The 26,115-nt window shown below is 49.2% G+C and carries 11 protein-coding genes; all 11 read left to right on the top strand.

What is annotated here, in order from left to right:
- Positions 1–26 precede the first annotated feature (26 nt).
- The 11 genes from H6G21_RS21125 (at position 27) to H6G21_RS21075 (ending at position 26,111) form a co-directional block, all read left to right on the top strand.
- Entirely contained in the window at positions 27–974 is a 948-nt protein-coding gene (locus tag H6G21_RS21125; RefSeq protein WP_190575657.1) for an ABC transporter permease, read from the top strand.
- Between the two features lie 133 nt (positions 975–1,107).
- Positions 1,108–1,902, top strand: a complete 795-nt coding sequence (locus H6G21_RS21120; RefSeq protein ID WP_190575654.1) for an ABC transporter ATP-binding protein — start codon at positions 1,108–1,110, stop codon at positions 1,900–1,902.
- A 367-nt stretch (positions 1,903–2,269) separates the two neighbouring features.
- The gene (locus H6G21_RS26360; protein ID WP_199307359.1) at positions 2,270–3,400 is read left to right on the top strand and encodes an adenylate/guanylate cyclase domain-containing protein; all 1,131 of its coding nucleotides are present in this window, start codon (positions 2,270–2,272) and stop codon (positions 3,398–3,400) included.
- Between the two features lie 219 nt (positions 3,401–3,619).
- Positions 3,620–6,793 (top strand): PAS domain-containing protein, encoded by a 3,174-nt coding sequence (locus tag H6G21_RS21110; protein ID WP_190575650.1) that lies wholly within the window; start codon positions 3,620–3,622, stop codon positions 6,791–6,793.
- A 1,015-nt stretch (positions 6,794–7,808) separates the two neighbouring features.
- Positions 7,809–10,316: a hypothetical protein gene (locus tag H6G21_RS21105; RefSeq protein WP_190575642.1), complete on the top strand. Its 2,508-nt coding sequence runs from the start codon at positions 7,809–7,811 to the stop codon at positions 10,314–10,316.
- Positions 10,317–10,513: 197 nt separating this feature from the next.
- Positions 10,514–11,074 carry a DUF11 domain-containing protein gene (locus H6G21_RS21100; RefSeq protein WP_190575640.1) on the top strand — a complete coding sequence of 187 codons (561 nt, stop codon included), beginning with the start codon at positions 10,514–10,516 and terminating at the stop codon, positions 11,072–11,074.
- Positions 11,075–11,369: 295 nt separating this feature from the next.
- Positions 11,370–12,944: a DUF11 domain-containing protein gene (locus tag H6G21_RS21095; protein ID WP_190575638.1), complete on the top strand. Its 1,575-nt coding sequence runs from the start codon at positions 11,370–11,372 to the stop codon at positions 12,942–12,944.
- Complete coding sequence (locus H6G21_RS21090) at positions 12,941–16,615, top strand: TonB-dependent receptor (RefSeq protein WP_190575636.1); 3,675 nt, start codon at positions 12,941–12,943, stop codon at positions 16,613–16,615. Before H6G21_RS21095 ends, H6G21_RS21090 begins: the two co-directional genes overlap by 4 nt.
- A gap of 100 nt (positions 16,616–16,715) precedes the next feature.
- On the top strand, positions 16,716–18,275 hold the full coding sequence (locus H6G21_RS21085) for a right-handed parallel beta-helix repeat-containing protein (protein ID WP_190575634.1): 1,560 nt from the start codon (positions 16,716–16,718) through the stop codon (positions 18,273–18,275).
- Positions 18,276–18,377: 102 nt separating this feature from the next.
- Positions 18,378–21,755 (top strand): DUF11 domain-containing protein, encoded by a 3,378-nt coding sequence (locus tag H6G21_RS21080; RefSeq protein WP_190575632.1) that lies wholly within the window; start codon positions 18,378–18,380, stop codon positions 21,753–21,755.
- 570 nt (positions 21,756–22,325) lie between these two features.
- Positions 22,326–26,111 carry a hypothetical protein gene (locus H6G21_RS21075; RefSeq protein ID WP_190575630.1) on the top strand — a complete coding sequence of 1,262 codons (3,786 nt, stop codon included), beginning with the start codon at positions 22,326–22,328 and terminating at the stop codon, positions 26,109–26,111.
- Positions 26,112–26,115 lie beyond the last annotated feature (4 nt).

Here is a 26,115-nt window from a genome sequence, read left to right as displayed (position 1 = left end):
CGCAAGACCGCCCTGGTAGGCTTGCTATGACGACTCTGGTATTGTCCAGTTTGATTGCTCCCGATGCCCTCGATCGCTTGATTGTGCCGCTCTCCGGTGCGCTGGAGTTGGGCTTACTCTATGGCCTGGTGGCGATCGGGGTGTATGTATCCTTTCGGGTGCTGAATTTTCCCGACCTCACCGTAGATGGTAGTTTTCCCCTAGGGGCAGCGGTGGCGGCGACGTTGATTGTCAAAGGGGTGAACCCGATCGCCGCAACGGTTGTTGCAATGCTGGCGGGGGCGATCGCGGGGCTCTGTACGGCTTGGCTCAATGTCCAACTCAAAATTTTAAATCTGCTGGCCAGCATCCTGACCATGATTGCCTTGTATTCCATTAACCTACGCATCATGGGTCAGCCCAATGTGCCCCTGTTGGGACAAACAACGGTTATGACGTTGCTGGAGGGTGGGCTTAAACAATTGCCCTCGGTGTTATCTCCCTTTGGCACCAGTTTGGTCTTGCTGGCGATCGTCGTGCTGGTCAAGCTGGGGGGCGATCGCTTTTTCCGATCGGAACTGGGGCTGGCGATGCGGGCTACTGGGGAAAATTCTGATATGGCGCGGGCCCAGGGCATTGCGACCCATCACATAGTGCTGCTGGGGATGGCGCTGAGTAACGGTTTGGTGGCGTTGGCAGGGGCACTATTTGCCCAGGTCAATGGTTTTGCGGATGTGACCTTAGGGGTGGGGACGATCGTGTTTGGCCTTGCCGCTGTGATTATTGGAGAAACGGTAGTTTCCGGCACGACGATTTTCTGGGCGACCCTGGGCGCGATCGTGGGATCAATCCTCTATCGCATCGCTGTGACGATGGCCTTAAATACCGATTTTTTAGGTTTGGAAACGCAGGATCTCAACTTGGTGACGGCAATTCTCGTTGCATTGGCTTTAGTCTTACCGCAGTATAAACGAATCAAGTGGAGATTTCGCTAATCTTGCGATGGAAGATGTGATAGTGGTGATTTGTACTCTCGATGTGTTCCTTGTTTGATTTTTGCTTTCTTAAACGTATATTTTTGTCTAATTTTGTCGTTTGTTCGTTGCTATTGATTTCATATAAACTCCTATGATTCAGCTAGAAGCGATCGAGGTTACGTTTAGTCCCGGCACGCCCTTGGAGAATCCGGTGATGCGGGGATTGAGTTTAACGATTCCGACGGGACAATTTATTACGGTGATTGGCAGTAATGGTGCGGGTAAATCAACCCTACTGAATGTGATCAGCGGTGAAGTCAAGCCCGATCGGGGGCAAGTCATCATTGAAGGCCAAGCCGTAACCCGTTGGTCAACCCATCAGCGGGCTCAGCTCGTGGCGCGGGTTTTCCAAAATCCCCTAGCCGGTTCCTGCCCGCACCTCACCGTGGAAGAGAACATGGCCTTGGCCTATCGCCGGGGCAAATCTCGTCGCTTAGGGCTGGCCCTTTCACCCAAACTACGATCGGAATTTCGTGATCAACTAGCGCGACTAGGCTTAGGACTGGAAAAACGCTTGGGCGATCGCATGGGGTTACTGTCCGGCGGTCAGCGTCAGGCCATTAGCCTGTTGATGTCCACTCTTGCGCCGAACCAAATCCTGCTCTTGGATGAGCACACGGCGGCCTTAGATCCCAAAACCGCAGAATACGTCCTGGATTTGACTCGCACGATCGTCGCTGAACGCCAACTCACCACCCTCATGGTGACCCATAGCATGAAACAAGCTCTGTCCTTGGGCGATCGCACCATCATGCTCCATGGTGGCAAAATCATTTTCGATATTGCGGGGCCAGAACGATCGCGGCTAACAGTCACCGACTTACTTCAGCAGTTTGAGCAATTGCAAGGGGCCGACCTCGCGGATGATTCGCTGCTCTTGGGCTAAGTCAGACCTTGAGCGAGAATTGGGCGGGGAATTCTGCTGGATTCCGGTTCGCCTGTGACCTCAGGATAGTGCGATCGACCAATACTACAGTCAGAACTACAGTCAGAACTACAGTCAGAACTACAGTCAGAGAAGGCATTTCATGGAATCGGAGTCTCGTCAATTTCCTAAATTTCCTATTTTTCCCACGGCTCATACCGAAGATGAACTCTCAGAACAGGATTTATCAGCGTTATTGCCGTTAGCCTATCAGCTGAAATTTCCAAAGGAGCTAGAAAGACGTTTTCAAAGTTTTTATTATCAAAATTCTATATTTTTCATTCGAATTGTCTTAATCGCTTTTCTAATTGGCTACGGGGCATTTGGAGTGGCTGATTTTTTCAATTTGCCTATTACCCGTCATTTTGCGTGGCTAATTCGCTATGGTTTTATTTGTCCAGCCTTCACAGCAATTATTATTTTTAGCTTTTCTCGAAATTTTCAGCGGGTGATGCAAGTTGCAATCACCACGGTGCAATTGGTGGGTGGTTTAGGCATTGTGATGATTGCTGCAATTGCCCAGCCAGAGGAGCCCGGATACCGACTGTATTTTATGGGCTTTGTCTTTATTATCCTAGGCATTCATTTTTGTCGGATTCGGTTTATCTATGCCAGTACGATCGGCTGGATTATCTGGTTAACCTATGCATTTATTGCGTTGTTTAGTCAGCAAATGCTTCAGTCGGAATCGGGGCTAATCTTTGTTCTGGGGAATTTGTTCTACCTAGGAATGATTAATTTTGCAGGCATGTTGGTCGGTTATTTGTTAGAAGTTTCCGCCCGCATCGATTTCCTGCAACGCCGCGCCCTTGCCTACGAAAAGCGTAAATCGGAAAGCCTGCTGCTGAATATTCTGCCCCAATCGATCGCGGCGCGACTGAAGCAAGATCCCAGCACGATCGCCCAGGAATACGCGATCGCAAGTATCTTATTTGCGGATATTGTCAACTTTACGCCCTTGTCTTCCCAACTATCACCAACGGAATTGGTGAATTTATTAGATGAAATGTTTTCCCACTTTGACCAGCTTGTAGAACAGTATGGGTTGGAAAAAATTAAAACTATTGGGGATTGCTACATGGTGGCGTCTGGTGTGCCCACGCCACGGGAAGATCATGCGGAGGCCCTGGCCCACTTAGCCTTGGATATGTTGCACTATTTAAAAAGCTTTGCCCAGCAAACCGGCTATCCCGTCAATTTGCGCATCGGCATTCATACGGGCTCTGTGGTCGCCGGGGTGATTGGCCGCAAAAAATTTCTCTATGATCTTTGGGGTGACACGGTGAATACGGCTAGCCGCATGGAATCCCACGGTGAACCGGGTTGTGTGCAAATTAGTCAAACGACCTATGAATACCTTGCATCCCACTTTATCTGTCAATCCCAGGGGTCGATCGTAGTCAAAGGGAAAGGACCTATGGAAGTGTGGCATTTAGTTGGACGAAATCCAGAGGTTTGACCCAATTTAGGAATGAACCCTCCAAAATCCTAGGGAATAGATGTTAAGTTTTACTCAGGATCGGGCATGCTAAACAGGTGTGATCGGCGTTCTATTCGGTAGACTCCGTTGATTGCTGCTGCGCTGATCGGCGTTGATCGGCTACTATGTCCATCCTGTTTATCCAAATGGCTTCCTAAGATCCCAGCCCTCAGCCCTTTTCCAAACCAGTGAAGACTCATGGTCGATCCAGATGTAAAGCTTGGCTCTAACATTGTTCAAACTTCCCTAGAAGCCTCACTGCAAAAATCTCTACAGGACTCTTGGTTAGAGGTGTCTCGCCATCAATTGCAGTTTTTACAGAGTCTATGGGAAGGGGTGAGTTATGGGATTTACGTGTTGGATGTGTTGGAGGAGGGGCAGGACTTTCGTTTTAAAGCGTTTAATCCGTTTATTGCACGGACGTGCTTGGTGCCCGTTGATCAACTGTTGGGAAAGACTCTGACGGAAGCTTTTCCTTTGGAGACAGCTGCACGCTACCGTCAGCACTATCAGAGTTGTGTGCAGTCCCAGCAGTCCCAAGTCTTTGAAGAATGTTTAACCCGTGATGGCCAGGAAACTTGGTGGATGCTGACCGTGAGTCCCCTGCTCAACCACGATCGAGTAGAACAGCTTTTGGTCACGCTGGTTGATATTACCGAACGAGCTCAGTTAGAAGCGGAGCGTAAAGCGGCAGAGGTGGCTCTGGCTGAAAGTGAAGCTAAGTTCCGCCGCTTGGTGGAAAATGCTCACGATATCATCGGTATTTGGACTCTAGATGGAACGTTGACCTATCTTGCACCGGGTGTGCAGGCATTACTGGGTTATCGGCCAGAGGATTGGGTGGGCAAATCCTTCGTTCCCATGGTGCATCCGGAGGATTTACCACAGTGTTTAGAGGCCAATCAGAAGGTTATACACACTGGAGAAAGTATTTCGGGTCTAGAATTTCGTAATACCCATCAGGATGGCCGCTGGATTTGGTTATCGGTTAACATTGCGCCAGTCAAGGATGCTCAAGGTCAAGTCATCGCCCTGCAAGGGGTTTTGCGCGACATAAACGATCGCAAGCAACAGGAAACAGCGTTGCGATTCATTGTGGAAGGCACTCTCGCGAAGACGGGAGACGAATTTCTGCGGGCCTGTGTGCAGCATTTGGCGGAAATTGTCCAAGTTAAATATGCATTTATTACGGAATCAGTGGATGATAGCTATCAGACCACCAGAATGTTGACCCTTTGGAATGGGGAAAACTTTATTGAACCCTATGAGTTCGAGCTTGCTGGAACCCCATGCAATTGCGTGTTCCAAGAGAACTGGGGGATTTTTCCACACTCGCTCCAATCTCGCTTTCCTGAGGCTTCTAGCTTAGCTATACTGAATGCTGAAAGCTACCTGGGAACAGTCATTGTTGATTCTCAAGGTAAAAAAATTGGGAATATTGGCATTTTAGATATTAGGCCACTGACTGATAATCTTGAAACTGCCAAGTTTATCCTGCAAATTTTTGCAACTCGAGTGGGGGCAGAATTAGAACGTAAGATTGCTGAACGTAAATTACAAGAGCAAGAAAATTTTTTGCGGACGGTCTATGAAGGGGCCGTGCAGCCGATTTTTGTGGTGGATGTCCTGCCAGATGGTGATTTTCGGTATAGCGGGTGGAATACGGCGGCCGAAATCGCAGCGGGCCGATCGAGCCAAGAAATTGCTGGAAAAACACCCGAAGAAGTCTATGGAGAGGAGATCGGAGCATTAGAGCGCCAACGATTACGGGAATACTTGAAGTCAGGGACTTCGGGCAGCTATGAAGAATGCGTCAGCCTTGACGGAGAGTATTCCTGGTGGGTCACAACCCATAATCCAGTGCGAGATAGTCATGGGAACATTCATCGATTTATTGGGACGACGTTTGATATTACGGAAATAAAGTTAGCAGAAGCAGCGCTGCAAGACTATGCCGATCGACAAACGTTATTCAATCAACTGACGAATCAAGTCCGGAACTCCCTCGATCTAGATACCGTGATTGCGACCACGATTCAATCGATTCGAGAAGTCTTGGGGATCGATCACTGCGCCTTTGCATGGTATGAAGTGCATCAAGGGATTCCCTATTGGATTATGGTGCAAGAAGCCAAACTAGACGGAGTGTCTAGCGGTTTAGGGATGTATGCTGCATCGCTGGTTGGGCCTGTGGAATCCATTTTGGATCAACAGACAATTTTATGCATTGATGATGCCAGTCAGTATGAAGAGCCAATTCACCGCGCTTTCTTACAATCTATTCGGGCGCAGTCGGAAATATTGTTACCGCTTCGAACGAATAGCCAACGGACTGGGGTGATTATCTGTGTCAATCATGCATCTGTGCGACCTTGGGCAGAAAGTGAGGTAGAGCTTTTACTAGCAGTCCGAGATCAATTGGCGATCGCGATCGATCAAGCTGATCTCTATGCGGAGAGTCGAGCTAAAAGCCAAGAACTACAGCAAACTTTGCAAGAACTGCAACGCACTCAAACGCAGATGCTGCAAAGTGAAAAAATGTCCAGTTTAGGGCAACTTGTGGCTGGAATTGCCCATGAAATTAATAATCCAGTCAATTTTATCCATGGCAATGTGAGCTATGCTGAAGATTATATTCAAGATTTATTAGAGCTGATTCAGCTCTATCAAGATTATTATCCCCAGCCGACTCCAGCGATTTCAGAAAAAATTGAGGAAATTGATATCGACTTTCTCTGCCAAGACCTACCGAAGGTTATTGGATCAATGAAAGTAGGCACAGAACGAATTCGAGAAATTGTGAAATCCCTCCGACTCTTTTCTCGGCTTGACGAAGCAGAATACAAAGCGGTGAATATTCATGATGGAATTGATAGTACGTTAATGATTCTGCAAAATCGCCTGAAAGCAAAAACAAATCGCGGTGAAATTCAGGTGATCAAAGATTATGGTGATTTACCAGAAGTGGAGTGTTTTGCCGGTCAGCTTAACCAAGTGTTTATGAATATCTTGGTGAATGCGATCGATGCTTTGGAAGAACGAGATACTGGGCGATCGCTAGAGGAACAAGAGCAGTTCCCCAGTACGATTCGCATCAAAACTGAACGAGTCAATCCAAATTATGTCAACATTAGTTTTCTAGATAATGGTCTGGGTATTCCTGAGTCTATTCAAAAGCGCTTATTTGATCCATTCTTTACCACGAAACCGATCGGTAAAGGGACGGGTATGGGAATGTCCATTAGCTATCAAATTGTGACTGAAAAACATAGTGGGAAATTACTCTGTAATTCTATGCCTCATAAAGGAACTGAATTTATTATCCAAATTCCCATCCAACAAGCTGATGCAAAATCGAACAGCAGTCATTAATTACAGCTCTTTGCTTTGACTGATCGATACATCAGCCCAGAGTAGAACAGGCTTCAGGCGTTGTATCTGTTTTTATCGTTACGTAATCTGCTGTAATCGATGGCTTGATCGATCGGATTAATCTTGCCGTTGATTGGTGAGAATGAGATTTACAAAACAAGAATTTATAATCTGTAATTTCTGCTGAACCCGAACGACTTTAATCAGCGATCGTTCTCTCAGTACTCCACTTGTCCACTTTTCAATGATTCAATTAGCGTGGTAAAGGTTTGGCTCAAACTTTCATTGGAAAAATTAATTGGAAGATTTTTGGAGAACGATGTAAGATAGTTGATTGAAACCTTCCCTGGTTCTTCACTTTTTCCAATTAGCCAAGCAAGATGAGTGATTTGACTGGCTTGGCAAGGATTATCTAGTGTGAATGACAGATAACCTGAATATGCAACTAGAATAGGTTCATGCGATCACTTATCAACCTTCTGTTTCTAACTGTTGTATTGATTCAGTACCGTCTAAAAGCGTATTAGATAGCTATAGTAATCAATGTGTAGAATCAGTTCTAGCTCTACATGAAATTAGGATTTTTAGCTTCAGTGAAATCCCTAATTTCATAGCTTTTGACTAAGCTATTTTTTGTGAAACCCTAGTGGTTACAACTAACTTTTGGGAATGTTGCGTTTCATTCCTGTTACTAAGGGTAGATTAGGAATAAATCAATAGCGGATGACAAAAGCTAACCATTCAGAAGGCAAAATGTTCTTTGAAAATGTAGTTTTAATGAGTCAACGTGGTTGATTCTTGTGTGTTTCCAGCAATAGAATAAGCGAGCATTTTTGATTCATCAACGCTTCTTAAAGGTTGGTAATCTTGTCAATGCTTTGGATTGCTTACCGTGTTGGATCGCTGAAGTGTCAGCATCTCCCTGGGTCTCAGCATCAGTGGCTAGCAACACTAGTCTTGATCTGCCCGAAGTCTTCTGCACCTGAGACATATCTGTATCTTTCTGACGAAATCTATGCAAGTTAAAAATCGTGCGGCTTATCGCCGTTTGCTAGCTGCTACTTTAATGGTGGGTAGCACACTTCCTTTGGCCTTACCTCTGCTTGCTGAAACTCCAGTGGGGACGCCCATTAGCAACACTGCAACAGCGACCTATGAAGATCCTAATGGAACCACGTTTAACGCGACTTCTAATACCGTAACAGTCACGATCGCGGAAGTGGCGGGTGTCTTTGTTACACCTTTGGCAACGATCGACCAGAACGGCGGCAGTGTCTTACCCAACGATGTCATCAACTACGAATTTAAGGTTGAGAACGCGGGGAATGATACCACTCAATTATTTATTCCGCCCACACCGTCAGTCACCGGGCCTGGAAGCGCAACCCAAACCTTCATTACGGGCTACATCGATGCTAATGGCAATCGGACGAACTTCGCACCCGTAGCCGTGACTGCGAATCCTACTGGTAGTATTGCAGGTCTCCCCGCGATCGGTGCTAACCCCGCTGGTGTTCTCCCCGCTGGATTTTCCTATGTGGTCAGCGTTCCTGTCACGGTTAGTAACTTGGCTGCTTCCGGTGCAAACATTGTCGTGCGATTGGGGGACACTGGCCCGAACGATAACACCACCGCGACCCAGAACCAACCCGATGCTCCTGATAATGCCCTGAACACCGAAGTCAGAACGGTGGACTATGCTGGCGAAACGGGGCCTGCCTCTGCAGTATTACCGGCCTCGGCAGAACGGGAAGCCAGTGCAGTACAAACGGTAACCGTTGGTTCCCAAGCCCAAGCCTTGGCGACAATTCTGAAGAATCGCCTCGCGGTGAATGCGCAAGACCCAGCGAAGTTAGAGGATGACATCATCACCTATGGACTGGGTCTAGAGGTAGAATCTACGGCTCCTGCAGGTAGCGTCGGAATTACTCCTGGTAAGTTGGTAGGGATTACGGTAAATGGCGTTGGCGCAAACCGTGTTTTGGTTTCTGATGCCGTTCCCACTAGTACGGCACTGACCAGTGCTGCTGACGTAAAAGCACCCGCTAACTGGACTGCGGTCTACACCACTGATGCCCTGAGTGTTCCAGCAACCCAAGCGAACTGGTCTACCACGTTCAGTGCAGCGGCTACCCGGATTGGTTTCGTCTACGACACTGGCGTGAATGGCCCCATTAACGAAGGCACCACAGTCACAGGGTTTGAATTTAAGGTGATTACCAGTGGCATTCCTGTAGGTTCCACTACCCCTGTCAACATTGCCAACATTGCTCAAGTGATGGGGCAAACTCAAGGCAATACAGGCCCGACGGCTCCTCTGGTCTATGACGAATCCGGTGACCAAAATCCCTCGAACTTTAACGACAATGGTTCCCCCTTTGTTCCGCCTGGTGGTACAATCCTGACCCCAGGCTCTAACAACGTTCCCACGGGGCAAGCCAATCCAACCAACGATGGCGTAGACAACAATAACGACAACAGCGGCGTTGGCCCTGGTGGGGAAGATAACGTCTACACCGTAGCGCTGCCGGGAACGGTGCTGAATGGCCCCGCAGGTGTGCCTGGTGCCGTTGGCCCAACCAATAACAACGATGACTTCACTAACCGCAGCACGAATGTGCCTGCTAATATTGCACCGGGTCAAACGGTAGACTTCACGGCTACTACCATCGATGCCACCTTCCAAAACTCGATCAGCAACCCCGACACCATTAACCCACTGACCAATATCTTGCTGGTGCCGGATACTTTGGGTTTCACACCGAGTTCCCAAGAAATCCTGCCTCCCGATGGCACCAAAGTGACGATTACCTATGGTGGACAGAGTGCGGTGTATCGCTATGATGCAGGGGTTGGCAACTTTGTGTTTGAGTCAGGAACAGCGATTCTGATTCCCACACTGGCTCCGGGACAAACCATCAACTATGGCGTTTCAGTAGATTTACCTGGTGCAACGCCGCAGTCTACGGATACTGGCGTTGGTTACTCGATTCCCATCTATGCCTTCAAGGATGTTGATGGGGACTCTCGTCCTGATCCCGCTGAAACGACCCAAAACCGGACGATCGATCGGGTCTACGTCGGTTATCTGAAGCTACGTAAACAGGCGCAAATCCTGGATACTGATGGCACGACTGTGCTGCAAGCGTATACCGATAACAATGCTTTGTTGGCTTCTAAGGCTGCACCGGGTCGGACGATCGAGTATCGGATTACCTACGAAAACATCTCCATTGCACCAGTTGGCACTGGCAACATCATTCTGGATGCTCAAAACATCACGATTACTGAGAATGGTGACAACGGTACTAACACTTGGGCACAGGAACTCAACGGGGAAATTATTACCAGCCATGTCACTGGCTCAGTAGTAGTGACCTACGGAACGACGACCTACAATCCTTCAGGTGAGCAAACGGGCACAACGAAGGCCGCTGACGTTGTGGAGTATGTTCACAGGCCGGGTGTGGTGATTCAACCGGGCGCGAGTGGTTCCTTCACCTTCAAGCGCAAAATCAACTAGTGAACTAGTGTCTCATTACACACCATGGTTTAGCGAATACTCCACGGTGTAGCGAAGATTGGTGCGGTCTAGGCGCTCAAGGACTGAAGTCACGATCGATAGACCGCTTCAATCCCACCGACTCAATCTCACTGGTTTTGAACTCACTGGTTTTGAACTTTCCAGTCATTTTGTCACCCCCAGATTTTCTCATTCCTATGAAACGTTCATTGATTCTCGGTTTTTCTACCTTAGCGCTGGTGTTAGCAGCGCCGATCGGCCATGCTGCCTTCTTTTCCCAGGGCTTTTTCGGTGGGTCTGCGATCGCGCAAAATGCCCAACGACCGGATGTGCGCCTGCAATTAGTCGCTGAAAAACGTCTTGTCGCTCGCAACTCCCAGGGACAAGAACAAGTCACCTGGCAAGCGATCGGGGGCCAAAATTCTGCCCGTCCTGGGGATATTTTGCGATACTCCTTAACGGGCAAGAATCAAGGGAATCGGGCTGCTCGAAAATTCGCCCTCACTCAGCCGGTTCCCAAAGGCACCACCTATGTGATGAATTCCGCTGCTAAGGGCAAAGGTGCGGATGTGATTTATAGCATTGATGGCGGTAAGAGCTTTGTAGCCAATCCGACCGTTCCTGTCCGGACGGCTAATGGCAAGGTGGAAAATCGCCCTGCCCCCGCAGAAAGCTATACCCACATTCGTTGGCAGTGGGGCGGAGAACTGGCTCCTGGTGGAAATGTCAACATTGCTTACCAAGTTAGAGTGCGCTAAGGGTGAGTGGGGAAGTGCATGGCGATTAAACAGCACCATGAATTTCCCCTTGAGAATATCTGTCGGCGGGAAAGTGTTTGCAGTCAAGTGTTTGCAGTCTAGAGCAAATCCCACGATCGCTGGTTCACTCACCCCCATTAATCAACTAATCCCTGTAATCATCTACCTCCCTCAAATTTCTGCTCACAGCATAACTAGATTGATTCACCTGGTTGACTAACTGATTGAATCAGCCTGTTAACAAACAAACCTGTTAACGAACTTGCGAATTGCTAGACTTTACTCTGCTCTCACCATGCCGCCACGATTTTGTTCTTCCCGTCGCGTTTTTCAGAAAATCGCTCCTCAAAAATCAACCTTTTGGTTAGCACTTCTGGTTGTGGCCAATGGCGTTGCGAATCCCTGGGCATCGGCTGCGCAAGCCCAGCAAGTATCCCAACCCACAGAAACCTATCCACTTGTGAACCAAGCTGCCTATGGTTACAGCACCGTATCGCAGGCTAAATATCCCCAAGTCCAGCAGTTTCAAGGCGTGACCGGGCAGATCCAAAGTCAAGTAACCGCTCAATTGATTGACCCCTTAGGCCGTATTGTGGGTTGTGCCGGTGAAGTATTGCCCAACTATGCTGGATTTAGTACGGCTTTGTATGAGGCGAATCCCAACGATCCGACGGGAACGAGTTTAGGGCAGCTTGTCTCCCTAACGCGAACGGAACTCCCGGATGTTCCTAATAATGGGGTATTGCAAGGACTTGCGCCGAATACTGAAAATAGTAATCCTTACTTTTTGCCCCCCAGTAGTGACGGAACCTATAACTTTCTCTTAGATCCCAATCGTGGCCAGTTGGATATTGGGCGAACCTATATTTTGGTCATTAATACTCCACCGAATTCAATCTATAGTCAACGGCGGATTCAAATTCGGATTGATTCTAGAAATGGGGATGTCGTGGCCTACACTGCCACATCCTTGGACGGGAGACCCGTTACGTCTAATGGTAACCAAAGTTCCATGACTGGCAGTATACAGGTGTCTAACGCTGCAACAACTTCCCTAATTTTGGCAGCGTTGGATCTGAATGCAAGTGTGTGCCAAGCCCAGGAAGTGCAAATTGTGAAAACGGCGGATCGGGCAGCGGCGCAACCGGGGGACACGGTGGTCTACCGACTGACCCTCCGTAACCTCTCTAGCTCCGTAGTGAACAACTTGCAGGTAACGGATGAATTACCCTTTGGCTTCCGATACCGTGAAGGTTCAGCTAAGGCAGAGTACCAAAAACAATCCCTACCTATTCAAGCAACGGCCAACGGTAGAAGCTTAGTGTTCAACCTGAATGGGGTCAATTTACCCGGCATTCAAACGATCGACCAAGTTCAAATTATCAACATCGCCTACGCCGCGACCCTCACCCCCGACGCCATTCGAGGCAATGGTAAAAATCTAGCCTCCGTTCAAGGTCGCCGTGCGGATAACCAGCAAACCGTCAAAGACGGCCCCGCCTCCCACCAGCTTCGGATTCGCCCTGGATTACTCTCGGATTGCGGTACCCTGATAGGCCGCGTGTTTGAGGATAAAAACTTTGATGGTGAACAACAGCCCGGTGAACCTGGAATTCCCAATGCCGTTGTGATTTTAGATGATGGTAATCGCATTACAACTGATGCCAATGGCCTGTTCTCCGTAGCGAATGTGATCTCGGGGTATCGCACGGGGGTTTTGGATCTCAGCAGCATTCCAGGTTACACCTTCGCACCCAATCGCAAGTTTAAAGAACGGAATAGTCAATCTCGATTGGTGCATTTATCCCCCGGTGGTTTGGTTCGTATGAATTTCGCTGTGACGCCCGCAGCCCAGGAGGTTGCTAAATGAAATCCCAAAAGTGTTCCAAAAATGTTTACCTCCTGGGGATCCTTTTAGCCAGTGATGTGGCTGCGATCGCCTTAGTGCCTAACTTGGCCACTGCCAACCCCTCCAATGAATCTACGGCGAAGTCTGCGAATCCAGCGACAACCGCCCAAAAGACAACGAAAGCGACAAGCCTGCCGAAGGCAGAAATTCAGGGCATCAGCAAACCTAGTTTGATGACCCAAGCCCCAGAGAGCGCCAAGTCAGTTGCAGCTACGGTAGATCAGGTGAAAATCCTGGCACCTACGCCGAATACGGTGCTGGATACGTCTGCGGCAACGATCGTGGTGCAGTATCCGATCGGAAGTCAACTGGATCTGCGGGTGGGCGATGTTCCGGTGGATGACAAGTTGATTGGTCGGACGGAGCAGAACGATCGGGCGGGATTAATCACACAAACTTGGTATGGGGTTGCCCTGAAAGAAGGGACGAACATCATTAAAGCGAACGTGATTAGCAACGGTAAGACGATGGCGACCGCTAGCACCACGGTTCAAACCCGAGGAGCGATCGTGCGGATTCAAATCGAACCCAGTGCAACCCGTGTGCCTGCCGATGGCAAAACCTTAGTAACGATTCAGGGGCAACTGCTGGATGCCCAGAACAATCGCTCTAACCGCGATGGCATGATTACGCTGGCTAGTAATGGTGGAGAGTGGGTCACCAAAGATGCCAGCCCCGACCAACCGGGATTTCAAGTGAAGGCGGAAAATGGTCGGTTTAGTGCTGAGTTGAAAGCGGGGTTAGAGGCGAAAACCGTTAACGTCAAAGCCCAGACCCTGGAACTGGAAGCCTTTACCCAGGTGCTCTTTGAAACCAACCTGCGGCCCTCGATCGCCACGGGGGTGATCAACGTGCGCCTAGGGCGACGGGGCACGGATTTCTTCGGCAGTTTGAAGGACTTTGTGCCGCCGGATGGCAACAATGGCTGGCAACTGGATGCCAATGCTGCGGTGTTCGCGACGGGAAAAATTGGGGATTGGTTATTCACAGGGGCTTACAACAGCGATCGACCTTTGAATAAAACCTGTGATGGAACAGTGCGCCTCTTCCGGCAGGATCAGTTTTGTGAAAACCAATACCCCGTTTATGGGGACAGTTCTAAGTCGGATATCCTGACGCCTTCCATTGATAACGTTTACCTGCGGTTGGAAAGAACCTCCAAGACTCCCGGTGCGGGCATTGACTACGCCATGTGGGGGGATTACAACACGGAGGAATTTGCCACTAAGTCCCAGGAGTTTACGAGCTTTACGCGCCAACTGCACGGCTTCAAGGCGAATTATAATTTCGGCGATCTACAAATTTCGGGTCTCTATGCCAACAATGTGGAGGGCTTCCAGCGAGATACGATCGCGCCCGATGGAACGAGCGGCTATTACTTCCTGTCTCGACGCTTGGTGACGGAAGGTAGTGAAGATATCTTCCTTGAGATGGAGGAACTGAACCGCCCTGGAACGGTGCTGGAACGTAAAAAACTGACGCGCGGCCCCGATTACGAAATTGACTACGATCGCGGGACGGTTTTGTTCCGGGAACCCGTTCTGCGCACGGATGTGGCGTCTGATGGTACGCCTTTGGTGCGTCGGATTGTGGCCACCTATCAGTATGATGAGCCCGGTTCGGATAATAAGGTCTACGGCGCGCGGGCGCGCTATCACTTCTCCCGAGAACAAAATCGGGAAAGCTGGCTTGGTGCGACCTACTGGAAGGAAGATCGGGGGGCACGGGACTTTGAACTCTATGGTGCGGATGCCTTTATCAGCCTAGGTTCCAAGGGTTCGCTGATTGCAGAATACGCCCATTCTAAGAACACATCCAATGAACTTGGGCAAGTCAGTGGTAACGCATACCGCATCGAAGCCCAGGGTGAATTAGCCAAGGGTATCCAGGGGCGGGCCTACTATCGATCGGCGGATTCGGGATTTGCCAATAATGCTACGGTGAGCTTTGTGCCGGGACAAACCCGTTACGGGGCTCAGGTGACCGCCAAGGTGTCAGAGACGACCAATCTCAAAGTTCAGTACGATCGCGAGACAAATAAGGGAATTGCGGCACAGCCCTTAATTACGGAATTTGATCTGTTTACGCCCCGCGAAGCTCCGGTTCCCGGCAGTCGGGTGGATAACTCCCTCACGAGCATTACCGCAGGCATTCAACAGCGCTTTGGTTCAGCGGATCTGACGGTGGATTGGATTCATCGCGATCGCAGCGATCGGATTAATCCCAGTGCCAATACGGTTTCCGATCAACTTCGCTCTCGGTTCACAATGCCGATCGCGAAGAATCTGACCTTCCTGGCACAGAATGAAATGACGCTGTCGTCGCAAAATGATGCCTATTACCCTGATCGGACGTTGTTGGGGTTGAACTGGCAGGTGATGCAGGGCGTCAATATGCAGTTAGCCCAGCAGTTTTTCACCAGTGGCCAGTATGCCGGAAAATCCATCACGAGTCTGTCTCTAGCCGGGGATTACAAGCTCTTTCCGGAAACGACGATTAGCGGGCGGGCGGGAATCTATAGCGATGCGGGCAGTTGGACAACCAGTGGCGCGATCGGGATTAAGCAGGGCATCCGGTTCTCGCCAGGGCTGCGGATGGACTTGGCCTACGAGCACGTGTTTGGTAGCTTCATTGGCCAAAGTGCAACGGGTACCCAGTTTATTCAACCCTTTGCGCCGGGGCAGAGTGCGGCCTCCTTGGGCGTGCAGGGGGGAGACAGCTTCAGCGTGGGGCTGGAGTACAACGATAGTCCTAACTTCCAAGCCAGTGCGCGGGTTGATCACCGCAGTTCCAGCACTGGTACGAATACGGTGATTTCTGCGGGGGCAACGGGTAAGCTGAGTCCTTCTCTCACAGCGTTGGTGCGCTATCAACAGGCTAGCTCGGCCAACCAGGGGATTTCCGGTCTGGGTACCACGTCCAACTTAAAAATGGGCTTGGCCTATCGTGATTTGGCTAGCGATAAGTTTAATGCGCTGTTCCGCTATGAGTATCGCCGTAATCCCTCGACGATTCCTGATAGTTTATTATTCAGTTCGGGGACGGGCTCAGAGGACCATCTGTTTGGCCTGGAGGCGATCTATGCCCCGGCTTGGAACTGGGAGTTCTACGGCAAGTTTGCCCTACGCAATAGCAAGACGTTCCTGGCGGATGATTTTACAGCTAGGACGACGACCAGTTTGGCGCAACTGCGGGCAACCTATCGGCTGAACTATAGCTGGGATCTTTCAGGAGAAGCGCGCTGGATTAGCCAACCTACGACGGGCTATAGCGAAACGGGCTTTGCGCTGGAGGCAGGCTATTACCTCACGCCGAATCTGCGATTGTCTGCGGGCTATGCCTTTGGAAGTGCCAACGATCGCGACTTTGATGGGTATCGATCGGCGGGTGGGCCTTACGTGGGGCTGACGGTAAAGGTGAATGAACTATTCAACGGATTTGGGCTACAAAAGGCACCGAAGCCGAAGAATACAGGGGAAGCGGTGGCAGAAAACCCATCTACTCCAGCTGCCACCTCAACCACGACGGCTTCAGTCAAGCAAAATGCAGACAAGCCGACGGAAGCCAAAAAGGCTGTCACCCATTCTGCGATTAAGTCTCGTTCGATCGCTCGTCCTGAAGTTCTGAAATAGTCTGCTTAGTAGTTTGCTCAGTAGTTCGCTCAATTGTCCAAAACCTTGTCCAAAACCTTGATCTTTTGCACACCCTAGTCCCCCTACTGCACAGGTTATTATGAATCGCAATGATCGTTGGCTCCGTTCTGCTTTCTTGACGGCGGGAATGTTAGGAATTGCTGGGAGCTTAAGTTCACCTGCTTTTGCGGGAAGTGCGCTTCGGGTGGTTGTGAATAGCAATCAAGATACCGTTCAGCCGGATGATGTTATCACGTTGCGGGAAGCGATCGCGTTGGTCAATGGAACATTGTCCATGGCCCAGTTGACTCCCGCTGAAAAGAAGCAGGTGAGCCGTCCGGTGATGGTGAATCCGGGGGAGACCTATGGTGGGCAAAACCGATCGATCATCCAGTTTGCTTTACCCGAGAATCAGACCCAAATTTTACTGACCCAACCTTTACCGTCGTTGATGGCTGTAGGGATGACGATCGATGGTACGAGTCAACCGGAGTATCAACCAGGAACGCCCATTGTTGCCATTCAACCCGCGTCAGGGGTGAATATTCCCCGTGGATTGTCGATTTTGGCGGATGGGGTGACGGTGCGCGGTTTGCAGATGGCTGGGTTTCGGCAGCACGATCGTCAGGATTACCTTGAGCCATCGGGCAATATCACGATCGGGAATCGGGAGCAGGTGCCGGAGGTGACGATCGATCGAGATGCGGCTCCCAAGGATGTGGTGATTGAGCAGAATGTGTTGGGGACGGTTGCGAAGGACGATCGGGCATTGCCGTCCAGTTTTGGGGTTTACGTTTGGAATAGTGTAGGAACAACCGTTAAGAATAATCGAATTTTCCAGAATCAGGGAAGCGGGATTATCACGGGTGTGATGGCGATTAATCTCGTTATTGAGAACAATGAGATTAATCAAAATGGATTGCAGGGGATGCCAGATGGAATTCGGCTGGAGGGGAAAATTGCTAATAGCCAGGTGATTGGTAATCAAGTTTTGGACAATGGCGGCAGTGGGATTTATTTGTTTAAGTCTGAAGGCGCGATCGAGGTTCGTGAGAATACCCTGAAGGGCAACGGGAGGAAGGTTCGTCAAGCTGCGATCTATTTGATGGGGAACGATCACCGGATTGTGGGGAATCGCATCCTAGAGCAGGTGGGCGCAGGGGTGGTGATGGCGGCCTATCCGGAAACGGTGCGCAATCAGGTGGTGAATAACCAGTTTGGCAGTTTGCAGGGGCTGAGTCTGGATTTGGTGACACGCTATGGGACGGGCACATCGGATTATCAGAATGGTGATGGCCGGAATTTGCCCATGAGTGCTTACCCCAGTCGATCGCACAGTGCGAACCGAGGAATGGATGCACCGCAGTTGATCAGTCCAGAATTTTTGATCAGTTTGCTGGATGGGTCTGTAGAATTAGTGGGCAGTGCAGTTCCCAATGCAGAGATTGAAATTTATCGTGTGCAGTTGCTAGAGGATGGCCGGGAGTTCATCACGGACGTTGTGGCGACAGCTAAAGCGGATGGTAGTGGCAAGTTTGTCACCCGTTTGGAGCAGTTGCAAAATGGCGATCGGTTGAGTGCAGTGGCAACCCATTCGGATTATGGTACCTCGGAGGCATCTCGGAGTGCAGTGGTGCGATCGATGGGTAGTGATAACTAAGAGTAGTTTCTAGCTATGTGTTGGGTTCCGAGATACCACGGAACTTTACCTTGTTAGTTCGTTAGCCCTCAGGACTTTCTTCTTTACTTCAGGACTTTAGCTATGAAATTTTCGTTGCCTTCTTTGCAATCTGTACAAGTAAAACCGCAATCAATGATTGGATTATCTCCATCATTGAGGTCATTTAGTACTTTCACATGTAGAGCGATAGGTGTATTGAGTGTAGTTGCAGCAAACTATATCATTGCAACTCCAAAAGTTCATGCAGAACCTGCCTATTGCTCTACGGTTTACGCATTAGATAGCAATACCACTAGTAGGATTCATACTTTAAATCAAACCACGGGTGCTTATACTCAAGTAGGGACGGTTACTAGCGGAATTCTTAGTGCGGCTAATGCTGTTCAGCCCAGTACTGGGAAGATGTTTTATGTGTCAAGGAGCGGCACTATTAAAACCTATGTGTGGGATCCAAGCACAAATACCAACACCACCCTATCTGGAAGTTTTACAATTCCGGCAGGAGAAGTAACAATCCGTGCAGCATTTGCACCAAATGGGAAACTTTATGTGGCCACTAATGCAGGAGGGATTTATGAAGTTAATCCCATTGATGGCTCACAACTTGGTTCAATGATCACGCTGAAGGACAGTGCTAATCAACCGTTATCGCTTGCAGGTAATGGTGATATGGCGTTTGATGGGAATGGAGTTCTTTACTTATTTAATGATGCTAACTTATATACTGTTGATATAAATACCCGAACAGCATATTTACTATCAACCACGACAGGAGCTACCTTTAATAGCGTTGCTTTTGGCTCTGGTGGTAAGCTGTTTGCATATAGTAGTTCGACCAATACTGTTTTTTCGATTAATACTAATACAGGTACTGCAACTTCGGTTGGTAGTTCATCTTTAGGGTCTGGTATTGTAGGGAGTGATTTTGGGAGTTGTGCTCAACCTACACCAAACCTAACAGTTTTAAAGAGCTATGCTAAAGTTGGGGGTAGTGCAGGAAGTACAATTCTGCCTGGTGATGTAGTTGAGTACACGGTTACAATTACCAATACAGGAACCGTGCCTGCTACGAATGCAACCTTTTCTGATGCCATTCCAGCAGGTGCAACCTATGTGACTGGTAGCACTCAAATGAATAGTACTGCTGTGACTGACGGTAGTGGTGGTACTTTCCCCTTCCAAACTGCGAGAAATATTAATTCTCCTGGTTTGATAAATGGTGTTGTTGGCATAGGTGTTGGCTATCAAGTAACACTCAAATATCGGGTGAGCTTAAATGCAGTTAATCCCCCTGCAAGTATTGTGAACCAAGGGACAGTATTTTATTTGGGAAACTTAGTTCCTGGAGTTGTCTCTGATGATCCTAATACAGTTGCTGTAAATGATGCTACAACAATTACTTATCCCGTCGTCACGCTGTCTGGAAATGTATTTGATGACTCAGATGGTAGTAAGGTTCTAAATGGTGCTGAAGCTGGGACAAATGCTGGTGGCCTGAATGCAGTCTTAGTTAACAGTAACAACCAAGTTGTAGCAACGACAGCTGTTGCTACTAATGGAACATATAGTTTTAGTAATGTTGCTGTCAATGCGAATTACACAGTTCAAATTACGACTGCCAATGCAACCATTGGATCTGCTCCCCCCGTTGTTACTTTACCGAGTAACTGGGTGAGTACGGGTGAAAACATGAATGGCACAGTTGACGGTACGGTAGATAGTAAACTTGCAGTTGCAGTGACAACAAATGATGTAACTGGTGTCAACTTCGGGATTGAGCAACTGCCGACCGCAGTAGGTGCTACAGCGACTAGCCAAACCAATCCGGGTGGAACCACAAGTGTCTCTGTTCCCAGTACCCTCTTCACAGGCTCAACAGATCCCGATGGCACCGTTGCGTCCTATAAGATCACAGCATTCCCCACCAATGCTACTAGCATCACGATTAACGGTACCAACTACACCTCTGCCTCTTTCCCTGCTGGGGGGGTGACGGTCACGACTGCGCAGTTAGCCGGGATGGTTGTTGATCCGATCGATGGTGCAGTGAGTGTCGGGATTTCCTTTAAAGCGATCGACAATGCGGGTCAAGAATCCAGTAATACTGCGATTTCGACGTTACCCTTTACCGCAGGCAATGTCACGGTGTCTGGTACGGTATTCGATGATGCGGATGGTAGCAAGCTACTCAATGGGGCTGAGATTGGTACGAATGGCGGTGGTTTGAATGCAGTGTTGGTTAATGGTAGCAATCAAGTTGTTGCAACAACGGCTGTGGCGGCTAATGGTACCTATACCTTCAACAGTGTCCCTGCAAATGCAAGTTATACGGTTCAAATTACGACTGCAACAGCTACGGTTGGTTCTGCACCCCCTGCTATCACTTTACCTAGTAACTGGGTGAGTACTGGTGAGAATTTGAGTGGAACGATTGATGGAACGGTAGATAGTAAGCTCAGTATTACTGTTGCAACGAGTAATCTAACCGGTGTGAACTTTGGGATTGAGCAACTACCAACCGCCGTGGGTGGTACTGCTGCTAGCCAAACCAATCCGGGGGGGACAACCAATGTGTCTGTTCCTAGTACAGTGTTCACCGGCTCAACGGATCCTGATGGTACTGTTGCGTCCTATAAGATCACAGCATTCCCCACCAACACCACCAGTATTACGATCGACGGTGTAACTTACACTTCAGGGACTTTCCCCGCTGGTGGAGTAACAGTCCCAGTTGCGAAGTTAAATACAATTCAAGTTGATCCGATCGACGGTGCAGTGAGTGTCGGGATTTCCTTTAAAGCGATCGACAACGCAGGTCAAGAATCCAGCAATACTGCCACTGCAACGTTACCCTTCACGGCAGCTGTGGTTAATAACCCTAACCTCCTACTCGTGAAACGGATTACCGCAATTAACGGAACATCCATCAACTTCTTTGATGATGACACCACCTCCGCCAAGAAAGATGACGACAATCATCCCTACTGGCCGACTCCGTTAAATGCCAATGGTAGCTTAGGGAGTACCAGCATCAGCAGCTTCCTATCCGGAAAAATTGATGCAGGTATGGTGAAATCTGGGGACGACTTGGAATACACGATTTACTTCCTCTCAGCAGGCAATGTCCCCCTGAAAAACGTGAACTTCTGCGACCTAGTCCCCACCAATACCACCTTCCAACCCAATAGCTTTGGCCCAGGGCAAGGCATCCAACTGTCCTTAGGTGGTAGTTTCTTGAATCTAACCAACGTTCCAGACAGCGATCGGGCACAGTTTCTCAATCCTGGGGCTAAACTCCCCACCTACTGCCCCTCCGCCAGCAACCCCACCGGAGCCGTCCTAGTCAACATTGTCAATTCCAGCTTTGCTGCGCCAGACAACGAATTGCCCAACGCAACAGCTCCCGGCACCCCCAGCTATTCCTACGGGTTTGTACGCTTCAAGGCCAAAGTCAACTAAACCGATTCCTAGAGAGAGCTTGCGCTGAGTCTCATAAATTTTTGCGGGATGCCTGATTGCTCCCGCTTTTTTTGTACGTAATTTCCACAAAAGAGTGTATTCCCAATCCAAAAAGACATTGGATTATTGAAAATTTAGAAAAAATCAAAAAGACAGTCCGGTTTCACTGCACAGATTTAGAAAAGATTAAATAACTGTCCTTCCGGCTTTCTTTCAATTCCTTTTTCTTAGATCTTTCGTCATCTGTCGTCGCAACATTGGATCACCTCCGATGACGCTATGTTGTCATTTCTGAATAACAGGTAATTTACGCCAACTATCAAGGTAAATTCCAAAATAACTGTCAATATTACCAAAAAAATGCCCTGAGCTATTTATGGCAGTACTTGCGATCGCAGAGTACTCATTGGGCATGTTCATCAGTTTTTATGGAAGACTAATGTTCCTTAATTATTAGTTTCTCTTACAAAATCATTCCTGATATTTTTCACTCTTGAAGTTCTAAAACTAGGTCTGAATTAGCGTGTCGATCTATCTATCTGTCTGTCTTGTTTTCTCAGGGTACCTGTGATGCGACCTTTTCTGCGCAATCTCAAAACAATTAATCAATTACCTTATCATCAAGCAAATCTTACCCATGCTACGGTGGCGCAGAACCCCATTGCTTCTCCCAAATGGCCTCAAAGCTCAGTTCGATGGATAGGAGCGATCGTAGCGAGTACGTTGCTCTTACCTCAAAGCGTCATCATTTTACCGCCCGTTCAAGCGAATCAAACAGGAATTTGTGCGGTGCCTGGGAAAGATGGTACGGCTACAGTTAGTGGAATTGTCAATAGCTATTATCCAGGCAGCGGAACAGTTGCCGTGGGTTCTACTTCAGTCACAGTAGGCAGCATTAACCCTAATGGTAATACTACCCCGATCGCAAAGGGAGACTTGCTGTTAATTATTCAAATGCAGGATGCAGATATTGACTCCAGTAATACTGATGCCTACGGTAACGGCATTGCTGGAGATGTTAACGCTAATACTGCGATCGTGCCGCCTCCATTAGGTGCCAGTGGCTATACCAATCTCAATAATGCAGGTAGATACGAATACGCAGTGGCGGCAGGGCCAATGTCTGGAGGAACCATTCCCTTAACCAAAGGAACCATTTATTCCTACCGCACCGCCGCAGCGGCTGGATCGGCAGGAAGACGGTCTTTCCAGGTCGTTCGAGTCCCGCAATATAGCAGTGCAACCATTACCGGAAACTTGACCACCGCTGCCCAATGGAACGGGGGCTCCGGGGGGATTGTCGCGATCGATGTTAAAAGTACCTTGAACTTTACCGCAGGCAGCACGATCGATGTCAATGGTTTAGGCTTCCGAGGGGGCGGTTCCAACCCCAACCCCGCAACCAGTGGCGCAACCTCCACTTTCCGCACCACCAGCCAAGGGTCTCTCGTCGGAATTGATGCCCCCAAAGGGGAAGGCATTGCGGGAACCCCCCGGTTTGTGGCACGACAACCCTTCGGGAGTTTCAACGTTCGCAGCACCACTGCTACCGATGATTTGCTGACTTCCGGCTATCCCAACGGCGATGAAGGACGTGGCGCACCCGCCAACGCAGGGGGCGGCGGTAACGAACATAACGCAGGGGGCGGGGGCGGTGCTAACGGAGGCGCAGGCGGTTTAGGAGGGCGTTCCTACGCCAATGCCCAAACCGGAAATGGGACTCCCCCTCGCCATGATGCCGCTGTGGGAGGCTTCGGCGGGACAGCCATGCCCGTTGACCCAACTCGCTTAGTATTTGGCGGTGGCGGCGGCGCAGGGGATACTAATAACCAAACTCGACCCGCAGGGGCCGGTGGCGGCGGCGGGGGTATGGTCTTGGTTCGCGCAGGCAGCATTACAGGCGCAGGCACCATTACCGCTCGGGGAGCCGATGGGATTGACAGCCCCCAAGGTTCGTTACCCGATGCTGGTGGGGGTGGTGGCGCTGGAGGAACTGTATTAGTCACGACCCAGACGGGGACAGCATCTGGCCTGACGATCGTGGCAACTGGCGGGATCGGTGGCGATTTGAACGAGAATGGCACAACTGAAACCGATGGCCCTGGGGCCGGGGGCGGGGGTGGTTCAGTCTATACCACGGGCGGTGCTGCTGTAAATGTTGCAGGTGGTGCAGCGGGCTTGATTGTTAATGGTTTGGTTCGGAATAACACATCCAATGACGCCACGGCGGGGATGACGGGGATTAATCAAACGATTACCTCTAGCAGCCTGACCACCAGTATTTCGGGCAGTGATCCTAGTTGCTCGGTAACAGTGTCTGGAAAGGTATTTAATGATGGTGATGGCAATAAGCTCTTAAACGGAAGTGAAATTGGATTAAATGCAGGTGGATTAAATGCCGTTTTAATAGATAGTAGTAATAAGGTTATCGCAACAACGATAGTGGCAACTGATGGAACCTATAGTTTCAGCAATGTCTCTGCCAATAGCGACTATTCTGTTCTGATTACTACGACAACAGCCACGATCGGGGCTGCACCACCCGCCATTACCTTGCCGAATAACTGGCTGAGCACTGGCGAAAATCTGAACGGGACAGTTGATGCGATCGTCGATAGTAAGTTGAGTATTGCTGTCGCAACCAGTAATGTTACGGGGGGCAACTTTGGGATTGAACAACGCCCCACTGCTGTAGGAACTATTGCTGCTAACCTCTTTAACCCTGGTGGTACTAATACGACCATCGTTCCTGCTGCGTTATTCACGAATTCTACGGATCCCGATGGTACGATCGCAGCCTATCGTCTGACCGCTTTTCCAACGAATTTGACCAGTTTGGTAATAGATGGAATAGCCTACACCGCCCTAAATTTTCCGGTAGGTGGGGTTACAGTGTCCTCCGATAAACTCAATACAGTTCAGGTTGATCCGATCGACGGTGCTGTCAATGTAGAATTTTCTTTTACCGCGATCGATAATGCAGGCCAAGAATCGAGTAATACCGCTCTATCCACGCTGCCCTTTCTACCGACGCCGGTCACGTTGTCTGGTACGGTGTTTAATGATGCTAACGGTAGTAAACTTCAGGATGGAACCGAAACGGGAACCAACGCAGGGGGGTTGAATGCTGTCTTGCTGGATAGTGCAAATACGGTGGTTGCAACGACAATAGTTGCTGCGGATGGAACCTATACGTTTAATAATGTCATCACGAATTCTATTTATACAATTCAATTGACGACGGAATCTATTAGTCCTGGATCTGCTGCTCCTGCGGTGACACTGCCAAGTAACTGGGTGGTGATGGGTGAAAACTTCAGCGGCACCGTTGATTTTGTTTCTGATGGAAAACTAACGGTTAATGTCAATACTAGTGATGTCAATCAAATCAACTTTGGCATTGAGCAACTCCCTATGGCTGTTGGCAAAGTAGCGCCGATTCAGATTAATCCCGGTGATACCAATAGCGTTGCTATTCCGCCTACTCTGTTTACAGATTCTACCGACTCCGATGGAAGTATTGCCGCGTATAAAATTACAGCATTTCCAACCAATACGACCAGTCTCACGATCGACAATACTGCCTACACCGCTGCAACCTTTCCCAGTGGTGGTATTACCGTCCCCGTTGCCCAACTGAATACGCTCCAAATTGATCCGATCGAGGGTGTAGTCAATGTCTCACTTTCCTTTCAGGCGATCGATAACGTGGGGCAAACATCGAATAATACCGCCGTTTCTACAATGCCATTTAACCTCACGGGAACCAGTACAGCAAATCTTTTACTGGTTAAACGCATTACCGCAATTAATGGAGTTCCCATCACATTTTTTGATGATGATATTGTTTCCATAGGCCAAACTGAAGATAATCATCCCAATTGGCCGACTCCATTGAATTCCGATCCGGCTTATGGCAGCACCAGTATCAGCACATTCCTCTCTGGCAAAATTGATGCGGGCTTAGTGAAGTCAGGGGATGATGTGGAATATACCATCTACTTCTTGTCTGCCGGGGATGTTCCAATTCGCAATGTCTATTTCTGCGATTTGGTTCCTACCCACATGACGTTCCAACCGAATAGCTTTGGCCCAGGGCAAGGAATTCAACTATCTTTGGGCGGCAATCTCTTGAACCTGACTAACGTTCCAGATAGCGATCGGGCGGAGTTTTTAAATCCGGGAGCCCAACTTCCGAACTACTGCCCCTCCAGTGGTAATCCGACGGGCGCTGTTCTCGTTAACATTGTCAATTCCAGCTTTGCTGCACCTGATAATGAATTGCCCAATGCAACTGCACCGGGAACTCCCGCCAATTCCCATGGCTTTGTGCGTTTCAGAGCCAAGGTCAATTGATGGG

Origin of the sequence: Alkalinema sp. FACHB-956 (assembly GCF_014697025.1) — a bacterium.
GTDB lineage: Bacteria > Cyanobacteriota > Cyanobacteriia > Leptolyngbyales > Leptolyngbyaceae > Alkalinema.
The sequence above is the reverse complement of the archived record's forward strand: the minus strand, read 5'-3'. Positions and strand labels throughout refer to the sequence as shown.

Excerpts from the sequence above, each read along its gene's own strand:
- H6G21_RS21075 (WP_190575630.1), top strand. The coding sequence starts at position 22,326 with ATGCGACCTTTTCTGCGCAATCTCAAAACAATTAATCAATTACCTTAT.
- H6G21_RS21085 (WP_190575634.1), top strand. The coding sequence starts at position 16,716 with ATGAATCGCAATGATCGTTGGCTCCGTTCTGCTTTCTTGACGGCGGGA.
- H6G21_RS21090 (WP_190575636.1), top strand. The coding sequence starts at position 12,941 with ATGAAATCCCAAAAGTGTTCCAAAAATGTTTACCTCCTGGGGATCCTT.
- H6G21_RS21125 (WP_190575657.1), top strand. The coding sequence starts at position 27 with ATGACGACTCTGGTATTGTCCAGTTTGATTGCTCCCGATGCCCTCGAT.
- H6G21_RS21105 (WP_190575642.1), top strand. The coding sequence starts at position 7,809 with ATGCAAGTTAAAAATCGTGCGGCTTATCGCCGTTTGCTAGCTGCTACT.
- H6G21_RS21095 (WP_190575638.1), top strand. The coding sequence starts at position 11,370 with ATGCCGCCACGATTTTGTTCTTCCCGTCGCGTTTTTCAGAAAATCGCT.
- H6G21_RS21110 (WP_190575650.1), top strand. The coding sequence starts at position 3,620 with ATGGTCGATCCAGATGTAAAGCTTGGCTCTAACATTGTTCAAACTTCC.
- H6G21_RS21080 (WP_190575632.1), top strand. The coding sequence starts at position 18,378 with ATGAAATTTTCGTTGCCTTCTTTGCAATCTGTACAAGTAAAACCGCAA.
- H6G21_RS21120 (WP_190575654.1), top strand. The coding sequence starts at position 1,108 with ATGATTCAGCTAGAAGCGATCGAGGTTACGTTTAGTCCCGGCACGCCC.
- H6G21_RS21100 (WP_190575640.1), top strand. The coding sequence starts at position 10,514 with ATGAAACGTTCATTGATTCTCGGTTTTTCTACCTTAGCGCTGGTGTTA.